At 68.5% G+C, this 12,730-nt stretch carries 15 protein-coding genes; 10 read left to right on the forward strand and 5 right to left on the reverse strand.

Annotated elements, in window-relative coordinates:
* The first annotated feature begins 53 nt into the window (after positions 1-53).
* The 5 genes from C7H84_RS10170 to C7H84_RS10190 all read left to right on the forward strand — a co-directional run bounded on the left by C7H84_RS10170 (position 54) and on the right by C7H84_RS10190 (position 3,553).
* Positions 54-461, forward strand: a complete 408-nt coding sequence (locus C7H84_RS10170) for a hypothetical protein (protein WP_121858694.1) — start codon at positions 54-56, stop codon at positions 459-461.
* Positions 462-568: 107 nt separating this feature from the next.
* A complete protein-coding gene (locus C7H84_RS10175; protein WP_121858695.1) occupies positions 569-1,567 on the forward strand; it encodes a homoserine kinase in 999 nt (332 codons plus the stop codon).
* Positions 1,558-2,367 carry a BPSS1780 family membrane protein gene (locus C7H84_RS10180; protein WP_121858696.1) on the forward strand — a complete coding sequence of 270 codons (810 nt, stop codon included), beginning with the start codon at positions 1,558-1,560 and terminating at the stop codon, positions 2,365-2,367. The genes C7H84_RS10175 and C7H84_RS10180 overlap by 10 nt, the downstream gene beginning before the upstream one ends.
* Positions 2,368-2,527: 160 nt before the next feature.
* Positions 2,528-2,983, forward strand: coding sequence for a MarR family transcriptional regulator (locus tag C7H84_RS10185; protein WP_121858697.1), 456 nt, complete (start codon positions 2,528-2,530; stop codon positions 2,981-2,983).
* A 150-nt stretch (positions 2,984-3,133) separates the two neighbouring features.
* Entirely contained in the window at positions 3,134-3,553 is a 420-nt protein-coding gene (locus tag C7H84_RS10190; protein ID WP_121858698.1) for an organic hydroperoxide resistance protein, read from the forward strand.
* 110 nt (positions 3,554-3,663) lie between these two features.
* On the opposite strand, the gene C7H84_RS10195 is transcribed toward C7H84_RS10190, so the two are convergent.
* Together C7H84_RS10195 and C7H84_RS10200 are read right to left on the reverse strand one after the other, a co-directional pair.
* Positions 3,664-3,840 carry a DUF3563 family protein gene (locus tag C7H84_RS10195; protein ID WP_006753395.1) on the reverse strand — a complete coding sequence of 59 codons (177 nt, stop codon included), beginning with the start codon at positions 3,838-3,840 and terminating at the stop codon, positions 3,664-3,666.
* An 81-nt stretch (positions 3,841-3,921) separates the two neighbouring features.
* A complete protein-coding gene (locus tag C7H84_RS10200; RefSeq protein ID WP_121858699.1) occupies positions 3,922-5,034 on the reverse strand; it encodes a PHB depolymerase family esterase in 1,113 nt (370 codons plus the stop codon).
* A 249-nt stretch (positions 5,035-5,283) separates the two neighbouring features.
* Here C7H84_RS10200 and C7H84_RS10205 point away from each other — a divergent pair, with 249 nt between their 5' ends.
* The 4 genes from C7H84_RS10205 to C7H84_RS10220 all read left to right on the forward strand — a co-directional run bounded on the left by C7H84_RS10205 (position 5,284) and on the right by C7H84_RS10220 (position 8,418).
* On the forward strand, positions 5,284-5,982 hold the full coding sequence (locus C7H84_RS10205; RefSeq protein WP_121858700.1) for a phosphatase PAP2 family protein: 699 nt from the start codon (positions 5,284-5,286) through the stop codon (positions 5,980-5,982).
* 136 nt (positions 5,983-6,118) lie between these two features.
* Positions 6,119-6,916 (forward strand): molybdate ABC transporter substrate-binding protein, encoded by a 798-nt coding sequence (gene modA, locus C7H84_RS10210; RefSeq protein WP_121858701.1) that lies wholly within the window; start codon positions 6,119-6,121, stop codon positions 6,914-6,916.
* 10 nt (positions 6,917-6,926) lie between these two features.
* Positions 6,927-7,604 (forward strand): molybdate ABC transporter permease subunit, encoded by a 678-nt coding sequence (gene modB, locus C7H84_RS10215; RefSeq protein ID WP_121858851.1) that lies wholly within the window; start codon positions 6,927-6,929, stop codon positions 7,602-7,604.
* Positions 7,605-7,716: 112 nt separating this feature from the next.
* Positions 7,717-8,418, forward strand: coding sequence for an ATP-binding cassette domain-containing protein (locus tag C7H84_RS10220; RefSeq protein WP_121858702.1), 702 nt, complete (start codon positions 7,717-7,719; stop codon positions 8,416-8,418).
* Between the two features lie 181 nt (positions 8,419-8,599).
* On the opposite strand, the gene C7H84_RS10225 is transcribed toward C7H84_RS10220, so the two are convergent.
* The 3 genes from C7H84_RS10225 to C7H84_RS10235 all read right to left on the reverse strand — a co-directional run bounded on the left by C7H84_RS10225 (position 8,600) and on the right by C7H84_RS10235 (position 11,724).
* Positions 8,600-9,439 (reverse strand): TOBE domain-containing protein, encoded by an 840-nt coding sequence (locus tag C7H84_RS10225; RefSeq protein WP_121858703.1) that lies wholly within the window; start codon positions 9,437-9,439, stop codon positions 8,600-8,602.
* A 57-nt stretch (positions 9,440-9,496) separates the two neighbouring features.
* Positions 9,497-11,194 carry a CHAD domain-containing protein gene (locus C7H84_RS10230; protein WP_121858704.1) on the reverse strand — a complete coding sequence of 566 codons (1,698 nt, stop codon included), beginning with the start codon at positions 11,192-11,194 and terminating at the stop codon, positions 9,497-9,499.
* A gap of 146 nt (positions 11,195-11,340) precedes the next feature.
* The gene (locus C7H84_RS10235; RefSeq protein ID WP_121858705.1) at positions 11,341-11,724 is read right to left on the reverse strand and encodes a tautomerase family protein; all 384 of its coding nucleotides are present in this window, start codon (positions 11,722-11,724) and stop codon (positions 11,341-11,343) included.
* Between the two features lie 109 nt (positions 11,725-11,833).
* On the opposite strand from C7H84_RS10235, the gene C7H84_RS10240 reads away from it, so the two are divergent.
* On the forward strand, positions 11,834-12,691 hold the full coding sequence (locus C7H84_RS10240; RefSeq protein WP_121858706.1) for a LysR substrate-binding domain-containing protein: 858 nt from the start codon (positions 11,834-11,836) through the stop codon (positions 12,689-12,691).
* Positions 12,692-12,730: the final 39 nt, after the last annotated feature.

Here is a 12,730-nt window from a genome sequence, read left to right on the forward strand (position 1 = left end):
GCCGATCGGCGCGCAGTATTTGCTAAAATCGGTAGGTTCACTGGAGACTCATCATGAAGCCGCTCATTCTCGTCGCCGCTGCCGCCGCGTTCGCTGGCTCGTTTGCCGCTGCCGGCGCCGCTTACGCCGCCGGCAGCACGCCCGACGCCGACGCGCAGGCCCGGGCCGAGGCCAACGAAGCCGCGGGCCTGCCGGATCTCCGCAAGATCAACCGGCCGGGCGCCGAAGTCACGTCGAAAGTCGACTTCGCCGACATCCGCCGCACGCCGAGCTTCCACGAAAAGAGCAAGAACGGCACCGAAGTCACCGAATATCGCGATCGCGGCAAGCCGGTCGAGATCGACGTGAAGTCTAACTTCGGCACGCGCTACCAGATGAGCTCGACACTCGACACGTCGCCGAAGCCGCACGACGCGGGTGTCCCGATCACCCGCCTGCCGTCGGTCAACCTGCGCTACTGATTTCCTGCCGCGCCGCATCGATCCCGACGCGGCGCACCGGCTTCTCCTTCACCTCCTGTCGCGCCGCACGCCGCGCGCGTGCCGACAACTGACCAGACGCATCTCGCATGGCCGTTTTCACCGCTGTTTCCGACTCCGATCTCGCGCAATGGATGCGCCACTATGAACTGGGCGACGTGCTGGCGTTCCGCGGCATTCCGTCCGGTATCGAAAACAGCAACTTCTTCCTGACGACGACGCGCGGCGAATACGTCCTGACGATCTTCGAGAAGCTGACGGCGCAACAGCTGCCGTTCTACCTGGACCTGATGCGCCATCTGGCAAGCCACGGCGTGCCGGTGCCCGATCCGATCCCGCGCGACGACGGTGCGCTGTTCGGCGAGCTGCACGGCAAGCCGGCCGCGATCGTCACGAAGCTCGACGGCGCGGCCGAGCTCGCGCCGGGGGTCGAACACTGCATCGAGGTCGGGCAGATGCTCGCGCGCCTGCACCTCGCCGGGCGCGACTATGCGCGCCATCAGCCCAACCTGCGCAGCCTGCCGTGGTGGCAGGAGAACGTGCCGGCGATCGTGCCGTTCATCACCGACGAGCAGCGCACGCTGCTCGAGGGCGAACTGGCGCACCAGGCCGCATTCTTCGCGTCCGACGACTACGCGGCGCTGCCGAGCGGCCCGTGCCACTGCGACCTGTTCCGCGACAACGTGCTGTTCGCGCACGCGGCGCCCGACACCGGTCACGACGTCCGGCTCGGGGGCTTCTTCGACTTCTATTTCGCTGGCTGCGACAAATGGCTGTTCGACGTCGCGGTGACCGTCAACGACTGGTGCGTCGACCTCGCCACCGGCGTGCTCGACATCGCGCGCGCGGATGCGCTGGTGCGCGCGTACCAGACGGTCCGGCCGTTCACGGCCGAGGAACGCCGCCACTGGAGCGACATGCTGCGCGCGGGCGCGTACCGCTTCTGGGTGTCGCGCCTGTACGACTTCTACCTGCCGCGCGCGGCCGAAATGCTCAAACCGCACGATCCCGGTCATTTCGAACGCATCCTGCGTGAGCGTATCGCCCACACGCCGGCGCTTCCCGAGACCCATACCGCATGCAACTGATCGAAGTACCCGCGAAAGCGGGCTATGTCTGGTTCCGTCAAGGCATCTGGCTGTTCCGCCGGAATCCGCTCGCGTTCATCACGCTGTTTTTCACGTATCTGCTGGCGATCACGCTGGTGTCGATGGTGCCGGTGATCGGCGCGGCGCTGCCGCTGCTGTTCATCCCCGGCATTGCCGTCGGCTTCATGGCCGCCTGCCGCGACACGGTGGCCGGCAAGCCGGTCATGCCGACGATCCTGATCGACGGCTTCCGTTCGTACGGCACCGCGACGACCCAACGGCTGCTCGTGCTCGGCGTGGTCTATGTCGCGCTGATGGTGCTGGTGTTCGCCGCGTCGGCGATCATCGACGGCGGCGGGCTGCTGCACATGATGCTCGGCGCGACGGGCGACGCGAATACGACGCCGGAAGCGCTCGCCACGCAGGGCACGCTCGGCGCGCTGCTGTTCGCGACGCTGCTCTACGCGCCGGTCGCGATGCTGTTCTGGTTCGCACCGGTACTGACCGCGTGGCACGACATCCCGCCCGCCAAGGCGCTGTTCTTCAGCGTCGTCAGCTGCTGGCGCAATCGCGGTGCGTTCGTCGTGTACGGGCTGCTGTGGTTCGGCGTCGCGCTCGGCGCGTCGTTCGGCCTGTCGCTGCTGCTGCAGGCGCTCGGCGCCGGCGCTTATGTGCTGACGATCATGATGCCGGTGACGATCATCATCGTCACGATGATGTACTGCTCGTTCTACGCGACCTATCGCGGCTGCTTCGGCGTGCAGGAGCCGGGCGCCGCGACGCCCACGTCGGGCCGCTGACCTGCTCGGCCGGCGCGCGCCGCCGGCCGCCACCCTTCCCGGCAAGCGCGGCGCCCGCCGCGGCTTGCCACACTCCGTCCCCCCTCTGTTCAAGCAAATCTTTTGCGCGCAAAATCATTTGTGTGCAAATCTTTAGCGCGTTCGCCGCGCCGCCCGAATCATGGATCGCCTGCCCCAACTGCCCCAGACGCTCGACGAGCAACTCTGCTTCGCGCTCTACTCGACTTCGCATGCGATGACGAAGGCGTACAAGCCGCTGCTCGACAAGCTCTCGCTGACCTATCCCCAATATCTGGCGATGCTCGTGCTGTGGGAGCGCGACGACATCGCGGTGAAGGACATCGCCGCCCGCCTCGACCTCGACCCGGCCACCGTCACGCCGCTGCTGAAGCGGCTCGAGGCGCTCGGCTACGTCGAACGGGTGCGCAGCGCGACCGACGAGCGCGTCGTGAACGTGCACCTGACCGCGGAGGGCCGCACGCTGAAGGACCACGCGCGCTCGGTCCCGGCCGATCTCTTTTGCGCGATGCAGCAAACCCCCGAGTTCCTGCTGCGGCTCCGCGCGGATCTCCAGCAGTTGCGCGACGCGCTGTCGGCGGCCAACGAAGGCCGCTGAACCGGGCGGCCGCGAACGGGCCCGGCATGGCCGGGCTTTTTCTTTAAAATTTCATTTGCACACTAATCATTTGTGTTCTATATTTTCGTCGTGGCCGGCGACACCCCGTTCGACCGGACCGCTTCTCCCTCTTCCGACAGGAGCTGCACGATGAACATTCTGTACAAGACCAGCGCAACGAGCACCGGCGGCCGCGACGGCCGCGCGGTATCCGCCGACCACAAGCTGGAAGTCAAGCTGGCCGCGCCGCGCGAGCTCGGCGGCACGGGTGCGGAAGGCACGAACCCGGAGCAACTGTTCGCCGCAGGGTACTCGGCCTGTTTCCTGAGCGCGATGAAATTCGTCGCGGGCCAGAACAAGCAGACGCTGCCGGCCGATACGCAAGTCACCGCCGAAGTGGGCATCGGCCCGAACGACGCAGGCGGCTTCGGGCTGGACATCGAACTGCGCGTATCGCTGCCGGGGATCGACAAGGCCGATGCACAGGCGCTGGTCGACAAGGCGCACCACGTGTGCCCGTACTCGAACGCGACGCGCAACAACGTGCCGGTGCGCCTGACCGTCGTCTGACGCGACGCTTCCGCGCCGAATGCAAAAAGGGCGTGTGCGGCTGCTTCGCCGCACACGCCCTTTTGCGTGGTTCGCCGGACCGGCTGACGTGCCGGCCCGCGCTGCGCTGTTTAACGCGAGCCGAACGAGAACGGACGGTTCATCGCTGCTTCGCGGTCGATCTTGCGCATACGGAATTCGAGATCGTAAATGTCGGTTGCTTCGGACAGGTACGCGTCGGCACGCTCTTTCGCGGCCTTTTCAGCGTTCTTGGTCAGCATCAGGAAGAGGTGGCTCAGCAGGTACATGGTCGATCTCGCAATCCAAAGGTTCTTTGACTAGGGTTTTCCCGAATTATAGGGAAAACCCTAGGCTTTGGCTAGCGACGATCAAACGGTGCGTCGTTCGGCCGCCACAGTGCGACGATTTGCTTTGAAAAACGACCAGATCAAGGCGCTCGCATCCGGCCCGACCGCCGCGTGAAACGGCACGGCTTCGTCGCCGCCGGCCCACGCGTGATCGAGCCCTTTGACGTGGCACAACCGCACGACGGACTCGCCGTCGCGGCGCACGTCGGTAATGTATGCGCCCGCCTCCCGCGTCTCCACGCGCTCACCGCCGCGCAGCGCGCCGCGGCTGTCCGCGAGCCCGTTCAGGCGCATGAACTGGACGGTCAGTTGATCGGCATTCTTCGGCGCGACGACATGGTCGCGGTCGCCCTGCACGATCAGCGTCGGCATGCCGGGATATGCGCTGGCATCGACCAGCGCGTCGATAGCGGCGGCCGGGTTCTGCCGCAGCCCACGGCGCATCACGTCCATCGCGCTGATGCCCGAATTCGCTTCGCCGAGCGCGGGGCCGGAGTGCAGTGCGACCGCCGCGAAGTGCTCCGGATGGTGCAGCGCGAGCAACGTCGCGAGGCCGGCGCCGGCCGACAACCCGGCGACGTAGACGCGCGATGCGTCGAACCCGTGCTCGTCGACGAGCGCATCGACGAGCGATGCGACCGCATCGGCCTCGCCGCGGCCCGCGCGGTCGGTGTCCTCGTACCAGTGCCAGCAGCCGTGCGCATGAGCGCGCTGCGACTGCTCCGGATACAGCACCGCGAAGCCGTGCTGGTCGGCCAGCAGGTTCATCCGCGTGCCCTGCGCGAACTCATCGGCCGATTGCTGGCAGCCGTGCAGCATCACGACGAGCGGTATCGCGCCGCGCTTGCGGCCCGCTGGGATATACAGCGCGTAGGCGAGCTGCTGGACGAGGCGGCCGAGCGCGGGCGCCATCGGATGCTCGCCGCGCGTCCATTCACCGGCCGCCCACGCAGCCGCGCGTGGCCGCACGCGCGACTCGCGCGGCGGCGATACGTCAGGAGGGGTAGCGGGCGACGCTGCGGCCTCGAGCGTATCGCGCGCGATACGCTGGGCATCACGCGCCGCACGTTTGGCGACCGGAGACAGCATGCGTTTCATGCCGCCCAGCCATACCTTCGTCAGACTTTTGGTCATCGATCAGGCTCGCAGTCAGGAAAAAATAGGGACACCCACGGGGTGCATCGTTCGACTTTGTGCAATGCACCATAACACTGTTTCTGGGATTTTTCCTGCATGCGGATAGTTCCCCTGCGGCGCAAAAAACGGGCCTCGACCACACGCGGCGCTATACTTGGGTTTAACCGCTTGTATCCGTTGTAGTCGTTCTTCCCGGCTCGCGCGTTGATTTGAGCATTCGTCCCGCCTCTGTCCGTTTCCCTCCCGATGTTCGACCTGTCGTCTCACCTATGGATCATGATCACCGCGTTCGGCGGCGCCGGGCTGACCTTGCCGCTCGCGATCACGATCGCCGTGTGGCTCGCCCTCGGCTACTCGTGGCAGCGCGCGGCCGCATGGCTCGGCGTGCTGGCGATCGCGATCGGGGTCGTCGCGCTCACCAAGATCGCATTCCTCGGCTGGGGCATCGGCATCCGCGCATGGGACTTCACGGGGTTCAGCGGGCACGCGATGCTGTCGACGTCGGTCTACCCGGTCGCGATCTTCCTCGCGCTGATCCGCACGCGTGCGCCGGTGCGGATCGTCGGCATCGCGCTCGGGCTCGCGGCAGGCATCGCGGTCGGCGTGTCGCGCGTCGCGCTCGACGCGCATTCGCCGTCCGAATCGATCACCGGCTGCATCGTCGGCGCGATCGCCGCGCTGGCGTTCATCGCCGGCTCGTGGCACGCGGTGCCGCATCGCTGGTCGGCGCCGGCGGTCGTCGCGAGCCTCGCGCTCGTCACCGTCGCACTGCACGGCATCACGGTACCGTCGCACCGCTGGGTCACCAAGGTCGCGCTGGAACTGTCGGGGCACGAGCGGCCGTTCGTCCGCGCCCGCTGGAAGGCGAATCCGAACTACCGGCCGGCATCGCAGCCGTCGTCGCTGCACCGCACCGATTCGTCGCAGCCGTTGCTGCACGCGTGACGGGCCGCACGCAAGTCATTCCGGTCGCCATTCAAGTCTGAAGATCTTCATGCGCACCGTCGCATGAGTGGTATGTCGAGCGTTATAACCCACCCTATATTACGATTACGGTTTCAACCATTCAGACGACCCGACCATGCGCTCAACCGTCCGCCCGCTGCGCCGCACCCTGCTCCGCCTGCTGCCGCTCGCCACGCTCGCCGCGGGCATCGCGTTCAGTGCGCCGGCTTCCGCGGCCGACGAACTGGTCGTGTCGGCCGCGGCGAGCCTGACGAACGCGTTCAAGGCAGTCGGCGACGCGTACCAGAAGCAGCATCCGGACACCAAGGTGCTGTTCAACTTCGGCGCGTCGGATGTGCTGATGCAGCAGATCGCCAAGGGCGCACCGGCCGACGTGTTCGCATCGGCCGACCAGAAGGCGATGGATCGCGCGGTCAGCGAGAAGGTCATCGTGCCCGGCACGCGCCGCGATTTCGCCGCGAACTCGCTCGTGCTGATCGTGCCGGCCGACAGCCACGCGGCCGCGCCGACGTCGCTGAACGACCTGACGGCGCCCGGCGTAAAGCGGATCGCGTACGGCGACCCGGCGTCGGTGCCGGTCGGCCGCTACACCGAAGGCGCGCTGCGCGCGGCCGGCGTGTGGGACGCAGTCAGCGCGAAGGGCGTGCTGGCCGCCAACGTGCGTCAGAGCCTCGACTACGTCGCGCGCGGCGAAGTCGACGCGGGCTTCGTGTTCGGCACCGACGCGGCGATCATGCCGGGCCGCGTGAAGGTCGCGCTGACGGTGCCGACGCAGACGGCCATCACCTATCCGATCGCGGTGGTCAAGGACAGCCGCCATGCCGCGCAGGCGCAGTCGTTCATCGACTTCGTCGCGTCGCCGCAGGGGCAGGCCGTGTTGTCGACGTTCGGCTTCAAACCCGCGAGCAAGTGAGCGCACCATGATGCAGGACGCCTGGGTACCGCTGCTGTTGTCGCTGAAGGTCGCCGGCTGGGCGACCGCGCTCGACATCGTGCTCGGCGTCGCCGCCGCCTTCGGGCTCGCGCGCTGGCGCTCGCCGCTGCGCGACGTGGTCGATTCGCTGCTGACGCTGCCGCTCGTGCTGCCGCCGACGGTGCTCGGCTATTACCTGCTCGTGCTGCTCGGCCGGCGCGGCGTGTTCGGCGCGTGGCTCGACAGGCTCGGCATCGAGCTCGTGTTCACCTGGCAGGGCGCGGTGATCGCATCGATGGTCGTCGCGTTCCCGCTGATCCTGAAGTCGGCGCGTGCCGCGTTCGAGAGCGTCGACCCGCATCTCGAACGCGCCGCGCGCACGCTCGGGCTCGGCGAAGCCGCGGTGTTCTTCCGCGTGACGCTGCCGCTCGCCATGCGCGGGATCCTGGCCGGCGCGCTGCTCGCGTTCGCGCGCGCGCTCGGCGAATTCGGTGCAACGCTGATGATCGCCGGCAACCTGCCCGGCCGCACGCAGACGCTGTCGGTTGCGATCTATGCGGCGGTGCAGGCCGGCGACGACAGCACGGCCAATTTCCTGGTGCTGGTGACGTCGATCACCTGTGTGCTCGTGCTGCTCGCGACCGGCTGGCTCGTGCCGTCGCGCGCCGGTCGGAGCCAGCTGACATGACGCGCCTGTCGCATCCGGCTCGTTGCCGCACCACGCCAGTCTCCGCGCAAGCCCTTTGCGTCGTCGCGCGAACGGCTGCCGGCACGCACGACGCGGCACGACGGAGGCCCGCATGAGCGTCTCCGTCGATATCCGCAAGACCTACGCGAGCGCCGAGCGCCGCTTCACGCTCGACGTGTCGTTCACGGCCGCCACGCAGCGCGTCGTGCTGTTCGGGCCGTCCGGCGCCGGCAAGAGCATGACGCTGCAGGCAATCGCCGGTTTGCTGTCGCCCGACGAAGGCACGATCACGCTGAACGGTGAAACGCTGTTCGATTCCGCGCGCGGGATCGACGTGCCGACCCGCGCGCGCCGCGTCGCCTATCTGTTCCAGGACTACGCGCTGTTTCCGCACCTGAACGTGCGCCAGAACATCGCGTTCGGGCTCACGCCCGGCCTGCGCAACCCGCGCACGAAAGCCGTGCCGCCCGAGGTCGCGTACTGGCTGCAGGCGTTCGAGCTCGACGCGCTCGCCGGCCAGTTTCCGTCGCAGTTGTCGGGCGGACAGAAGCAGCGTGTCGCGCTGGCGCGCGCACTGGTCGCGCAGCCGCACGTGCTGCTGCTCGACGAGCCGTTCGCGGCGCTCGACGGCGCGATGCGCCAGCGCATGCGCCACGAGCTCGCCGAACTGCAGGCGCGGCTCGATATCCCGATGGTGCTCATCACGCACGACCCCGACGACGTCGCCGCATTCGGCGACCAGGTCGTGCAATTGAGCGAAGGACGCGTGCAGGCCGCGACGCCGCACGCCGAGTGGCCGACGCGCGTCATCTGAGCACGAAGGAGCACGAAGGCCGTGGCCCGCGCGGCCACGTTGGAGCCTGAGAGAAGCCGCACCGGCGGCATAAGCTGAAAGCGGGATCGAAGCCGGCGCCTCATGCAGGGCGGCGCCGGTTTCGCCTCGTGCGCCCGCACACCGGCGTCATCCACCGACACCGCGCGGTGCCGCCGCGCGCTCAGGCCGTCACCGCGAGAATCACGCTCGATGCCTTGAACAGCGCGATCGCGCGCCGCCCGGCGTCGAGCTGCAACGCCCGCGCGCTGTCGTTCGTGACGACGGCCGTGAGCGTCCCGCCGCCGTCGAGCGTCAACGTGACTTCGCTGTTCACGGCGCCCGCCGCGACGGTATCTACGGTCCCGTGCAGCTGGTTGCGCGCCGACACCTTCAACGTCGCGTCGGCTTCATCGGCGACCGCCAGCACGACCCACGACGCCTTCACGAGCGCGCACGCATCCGCACCCGGCTGAAGCTCGAGTGCATCGGCGCTTTCATGCGTGAGCACCGCGACGATCGCCTGCCCGCCGGGCAGCACGAGCGTGACCTCGTCGTTCACCGTGCCGCGCACGATCGACTCGACCTTGCCGAACCACTGGTTGCGCGCGCTCGTCTTCATCCCGATCCGGCCGATCAGCGCCCAGTCGACGTCGAAGCCCGACACCGCCGCACTTGCGGCGTCGATGAACCGCCGATGTTCGCGCTCGATCATGCGGAACGCGGTGATCAGCGACGTCGCGCGCGACGTCAGCGTCGTGCCGCCGCCGCCCTTGCCGCCGGTCGAGCGCGTGACGAGCGGTTCGCCGGCCAGGTTGTTCATCGTATCGATCGCATCCCACGCGGCCTTGTAGCTGAGGCCGACGGCCTTCGCCGCGCGCGTGATCGAGCCGGTCTCGCCGATCGCCGCGAGCAGCGCGATGCGGGTGGCGCCGCCGAGCGTCTGCTGACCGGCGCGCAGCCACAATTCGCCGCCCAGTTCGAGCGGTCCGGCGGAAGAGGAAGGAGGCAATGCGTCGCTCATCTGTCTGTCTGAGGAAAACGGGCGGCCATTATAGTGAGCGTAGTGAGTGCGCGCCGCTCAACGCGACTTGCCGTCGAGCTTCGGCGGGCGCAGGCTCGCGAGCAGCGCCTCGGCATCGCGCGCCGCGCGCTGCTCGAGCGCGGCACCGTAGCCGCGCACGAAACCGAGCTGGTACGCGGGCGCCGCCAGTTGCTCGAGATGATGCAGCGCGACCATCGCGTCGTTCGCCTCGCCGAGCACGCCCTGCACACGCGCGAGCGTCTTGATGGTTTCGGTGCGCGTGCGGCGTGATGCGAGCGACGCGAAGAACTCGAGCGCATAGCGCAACCGCTTCGCGTCGATCCGCACCTGATGCCGCGCGGTGGTATCGAGCGACGTAAGCGACGGCGACGCATACAAGTGACCGAACAGCCGGCGCACGCGCTTGGTCGCGTGGCGCCGCAGCGACGGTGCGTCGTCGTCATCGCCGGCGGCCGGCGGCAGCGCGAGCGAGCCGAGCCATTCGAGCCAGCCGAGCGTCAGACGGGCATAGCGCGCCGAATGCAGCGCCTGGCGCAGTTCGACGCGTGCGGCCATCGCCTGTGCGCGCGCGGCGTCGAGCGTGCCGTTCCAGTCGGCACTCCCGCCGTCGGCCGCGATCAGCGCGGGCAGGCTCTCGGTCGAGAACACGTCCCAGTCGCGCACCGTGCCGAGCAGCCCCGCGAGCCAGCGCAGGTCGACGCCGAACGTGCTCTTCCATTGGTCGTCCGCGAAGCGTGGAAAGAAGCGCATCAGCGTGCGCAGCCGGCGCAGCGCGACCCGCATCTGATGCACGAATTCGGGATCGTCGCGATCGAGCACGCCGGCTTCATTGCCGAGCCATTGCGCGGCGATGTCGCCGGACAGCGCGAACAGCGCGGCCCGCTGCGTGCGGATGCCGGTGAGATCGACGAGGCGGGCCTTGACCGGCCCGGTGACGGCAGGCTCGCCCGCACACGCGCGGTCGATCACGCTGGTGAGCTGCACGAACGCCGGCCATGCGCCGCTGAGTTCGCGTGCCGCGGCGAACAGCGCGCGAAGCGCGGCCGTGCGGGCGGCGACGGTTTCCCAGTCGGGCGCCGCGAGCCGCAGCTCGACATGGCGGCGCGGCGGCTCGGTGCCGCCGTGCAGCGTGATGTCGTCGAGCGTCATCTCGACCACCACGCCGCTGTCGTCCGCCCAGCGGCCGCGCCGCCGCTCGCTGACGAGCCGCAGCGGCGCAGGAGCGGCCGCGGCGGCAATCGCCGCTTCGTCGATCGGGCCAGGCGTTACGCGCGCGCCCTTGCCTGCCGCCTCCGCAGGTTCTGCCGGTTGGGTCCCCTTCGCCGGTTCTGCCGGTTCTGTTGCCTTCGCAGCCTTCGCCAGGTCCGCCGCGGCGGTCGGTTCGGGCGATGGTGCAGCCACGACGATGCCCGCATGCTCGGCATCGAACAGCTCGCGCGCGACGACGCCAGGCGCGAACGGCTTCGTCCGGGACGCGACGACATGGCGCCCGTGCGCGTTCGACTCGATCCACGTCCACCAGCACTCGCCGGGGCTCGGCTCGGCCTCCCCGACCTGGCACGGCTCGATCGTCACGCGCTCGTGGCCGCGCCGCATCCGCACCTGCGGACAGATGCGCCACGCACGCACGAGCTCGGCGCCGAAGTCGCGCTGCTCGCCCCGGGCCCGGCTACCCGCCTTGACCGGCCAACCTTCCAGCGACAGGCACAACACGATTTCCAGCACACGCGACATGGAGGCTCCTGCACATGAAGAATCGCCGGCACATCGTGCCGGCGTCGACCGTGAAGCAGCTTCCATAGTACACGGCGCGAAAACACGCGGGCGACGATCCGGCCCTGTCGCGCTGTCGCGCATCAAGCGACCGGGCGGACAACGGGTCAGACGGCGTATTGCGCGATGCCGTTGCCGAACGACCAGTCCTCCTTCAGCACTTCGACCAGACTGATGAATACGTCCTGCTGCCGCACGCCGGGCTGCCGCGCGAGGTGCTCGGCGATGGTCCGGTAGAGCGCCCGTTTCTGCTCGAGCGTGCGCGTGTTGTTCGCGGTGATCTGGATCATCACGAGATCGTCGCTGCGCTCGATGTCGAGGTAGTGGCGCCCGAACACGAAGTTCTCCGCCGCGTGCTCGGTGACGACCATGAAGATGTCGTCCTCGGGCACGTTGAAGGTCTGCATCAGCGCGCGATGCACGCCGTCGACGAGCGCCGCACGGTAGGCGGCCGGTTTGCCTTCGCGGAGGGCGATACGGGTGAATGGCATGGTCGTGCTCCTTTCGGTGAGGTTGAAAACCGGAAACGCCACGTCAGGTTAGGCGCGCGGAACTATAATGAACAGTCATCGATCAATATTTCATTCATTTACATTCGAAATGAAAGTCCTCGACCTCGATGCGGTGCGCGCGTTCGTGCTGGTCGCCGATCTCGCGAGCTTCACCCGCGCGGCCGACGCGCTCGGCACCACGCAATCGGCCGTCAGCCTGAAGCTGAAGCGGCTCGAAGCGCACCTCGGCAAGCCGCTGCTCGCGCGCACGCCGCGCGTCGTCAAGCTCGCGGCGGACGGCGAGAACTTCCTGCCGGCGGCGCGCGCGCTGCTCGATGCGCACGACCACGCGCTCGGCGCGGTCGCGGCCGGCACGCACCGGCTGTCGCTCGGCGTCAGCGAGCATGTGGCGGTGCCCGACCTGCCCGCCGTGCTGACGAGCCTGCACCGGCAGGATCCCGGGCTGTCGCTGGAGATGCATCTGGGCATGTCGTCGACTCTGCTCGTGCAATACGACGAACGGCGGCTCGATGCCGCGATCGTGCGGCACGAACCGGGCGAGGACCCGCCGCGCGACGACGGCACGCTGCTGTTTACCGAGCCGCTCACATGGCTCGCCGCGCCCGACTGGGCGCCGCGCGCGGGCGAGCCGCTGCCGCTCGCGGTACTGGCCGGCCCGTGCGGCGTGCGGGCCGCCGCGCTGCGCGCACTCGAGCATGCCGGCCGGCCATGGCGCGAGCGCTTTACCGGCGGCGGCGTCGCGGCGGTCACGGCCGCCGCCGCAGCCGGGCTGGCGGTGTGTCCGCTGGCCCGCCGCGTCGCGCCGCGCACGCTGGTCGACGTCGGCGCGAAGTTCGGCTTGCCGGCGCTGCCGCACTCGCAAGTCGTGCTGTATTCCCGCGTGCGCGACGCCCGCGCCGCCGCCGCGCTTCGAAGGTTTTCCGACAGCCTTGCAATCTCGGCGTAAACTAACGAGTTTCGCCGCCCGCATTCCTCAGAAGAATTC

The sequence above is a fragment of the Burkholderia sp. Nafp2/4-1b genome (assembly GCF_003635165.1).
GTDB lineage: Bacteria > Pseudomonadota > Gammaproteobacteria > Burkholderiales > Burkholderiaceae > Burkholderia.

Excerpts from the sequence above, each read along its gene's own strand:
- C7H84_RS10170 (WP_121858694.1), top strand. The coding sequence starts at position 54 with ATGAAGCCGCTCATTCTCGTCGCCGCTGCCGCCGCGTTCGCTGGCTCG.
- C7H84_RS10175 (WP_121858695.1), top strand. The coding sequence starts at position 569 with ATGGCCGTTTTCACCGCTGTTTCCGACTCCGATCTCGCGCAATGGATG.
- C7H84_RS10180 (WP_121858696.1), top strand. The coding sequence starts at position 1,558 with ATGCAACTGATCGAAGTACCCGCGAAAGCGGGCTATGTCTGGTTCCGT.
- C7H84_RS10185 (WP_121858697.1), top strand. The coding sequence starts at position 2,528 with ATGGATCGCCTGCCCCAACTGCCCCAGACGCTCGACGAGCAACTCTGC.
- C7H84_RS10190 (WP_121858698.1), top strand. The coding sequence starts at position 3,134 with ATGAACATTCTGTACAAGACCAGCGCAACGAGCACCGGCGGCCGCGAC.
- C7H84_RS10195 (WP_006753395.1), bottom strand. The coding sequence starts at position 3,840 with ATGTACCTGCTGAGCCACCTCTTCCTGATGCTGACCAAGAACGCTGAA.
- C7H84_RS10200 (WP_121858699.1), bottom strand. The coding sequence starts at position 5,034 with ATGACCAAAAGTCTGACGAAGGTATGGCTGGGCGGCATGAAACGCATG.
- C7H84_RS10205 (WP_121858700.1), top strand. The coding sequence starts at position 5,284 with ATGTTCGACCTGTCGTCTCACCTATGGATCATGATCACCGCGTTCGGC.
- modA (WP_121858701.1), top strand. The coding sequence starts at position 6,119 with ATGCGCTCAACCGTCCGCCCGCTGCGCCGCACCCTGCTCCGCCTGCTG.
- modB (WP_121858851.1), top strand. The coding sequence starts at position 6,927 with ATGCAGGACGCCTGGGTACCGCTGCTGTTGTCGCTGAAGGTCGCCGGC.
- C7H84_RS10220 (WP_121858702.1), top strand. The coding sequence starts at position 7,717 with ATGAGCGTCTCCGTCGATATCCGCAAGACCTACGCGAGCGCCGAGCGC.
- C7H84_RS10225 (WP_121858703.1), bottom strand. The coding sequence starts at position 9,439 with ATGAGCGACGCATTGCCTCCTTCCTCTTCCGCCGGACCGCTCGAACTG.
- C7H84_RS10230 (WP_121858704.1), bottom strand. The coding sequence starts at position 11,194 with ATGTCGCGTGTGCTGGAAATCGTGTTGTGCCTGTCGCTGGAAGGTTGG.
- C7H84_RS10235 (WP_121858705.1), bottom strand. The coding sequence starts at position 11,724 with ATGCCATTCACCCGTATCGCCCTCCGCGAAGGCAAACCGGCCGCCTAC.
- C7H84_RS10240 (WP_121858706.1), top strand. The coding sequence starts at position 11,834 with ATGAAAGTCCTCGACCTCGATGCGGTGCGCGCGTTCGTGCTGGTCGCC.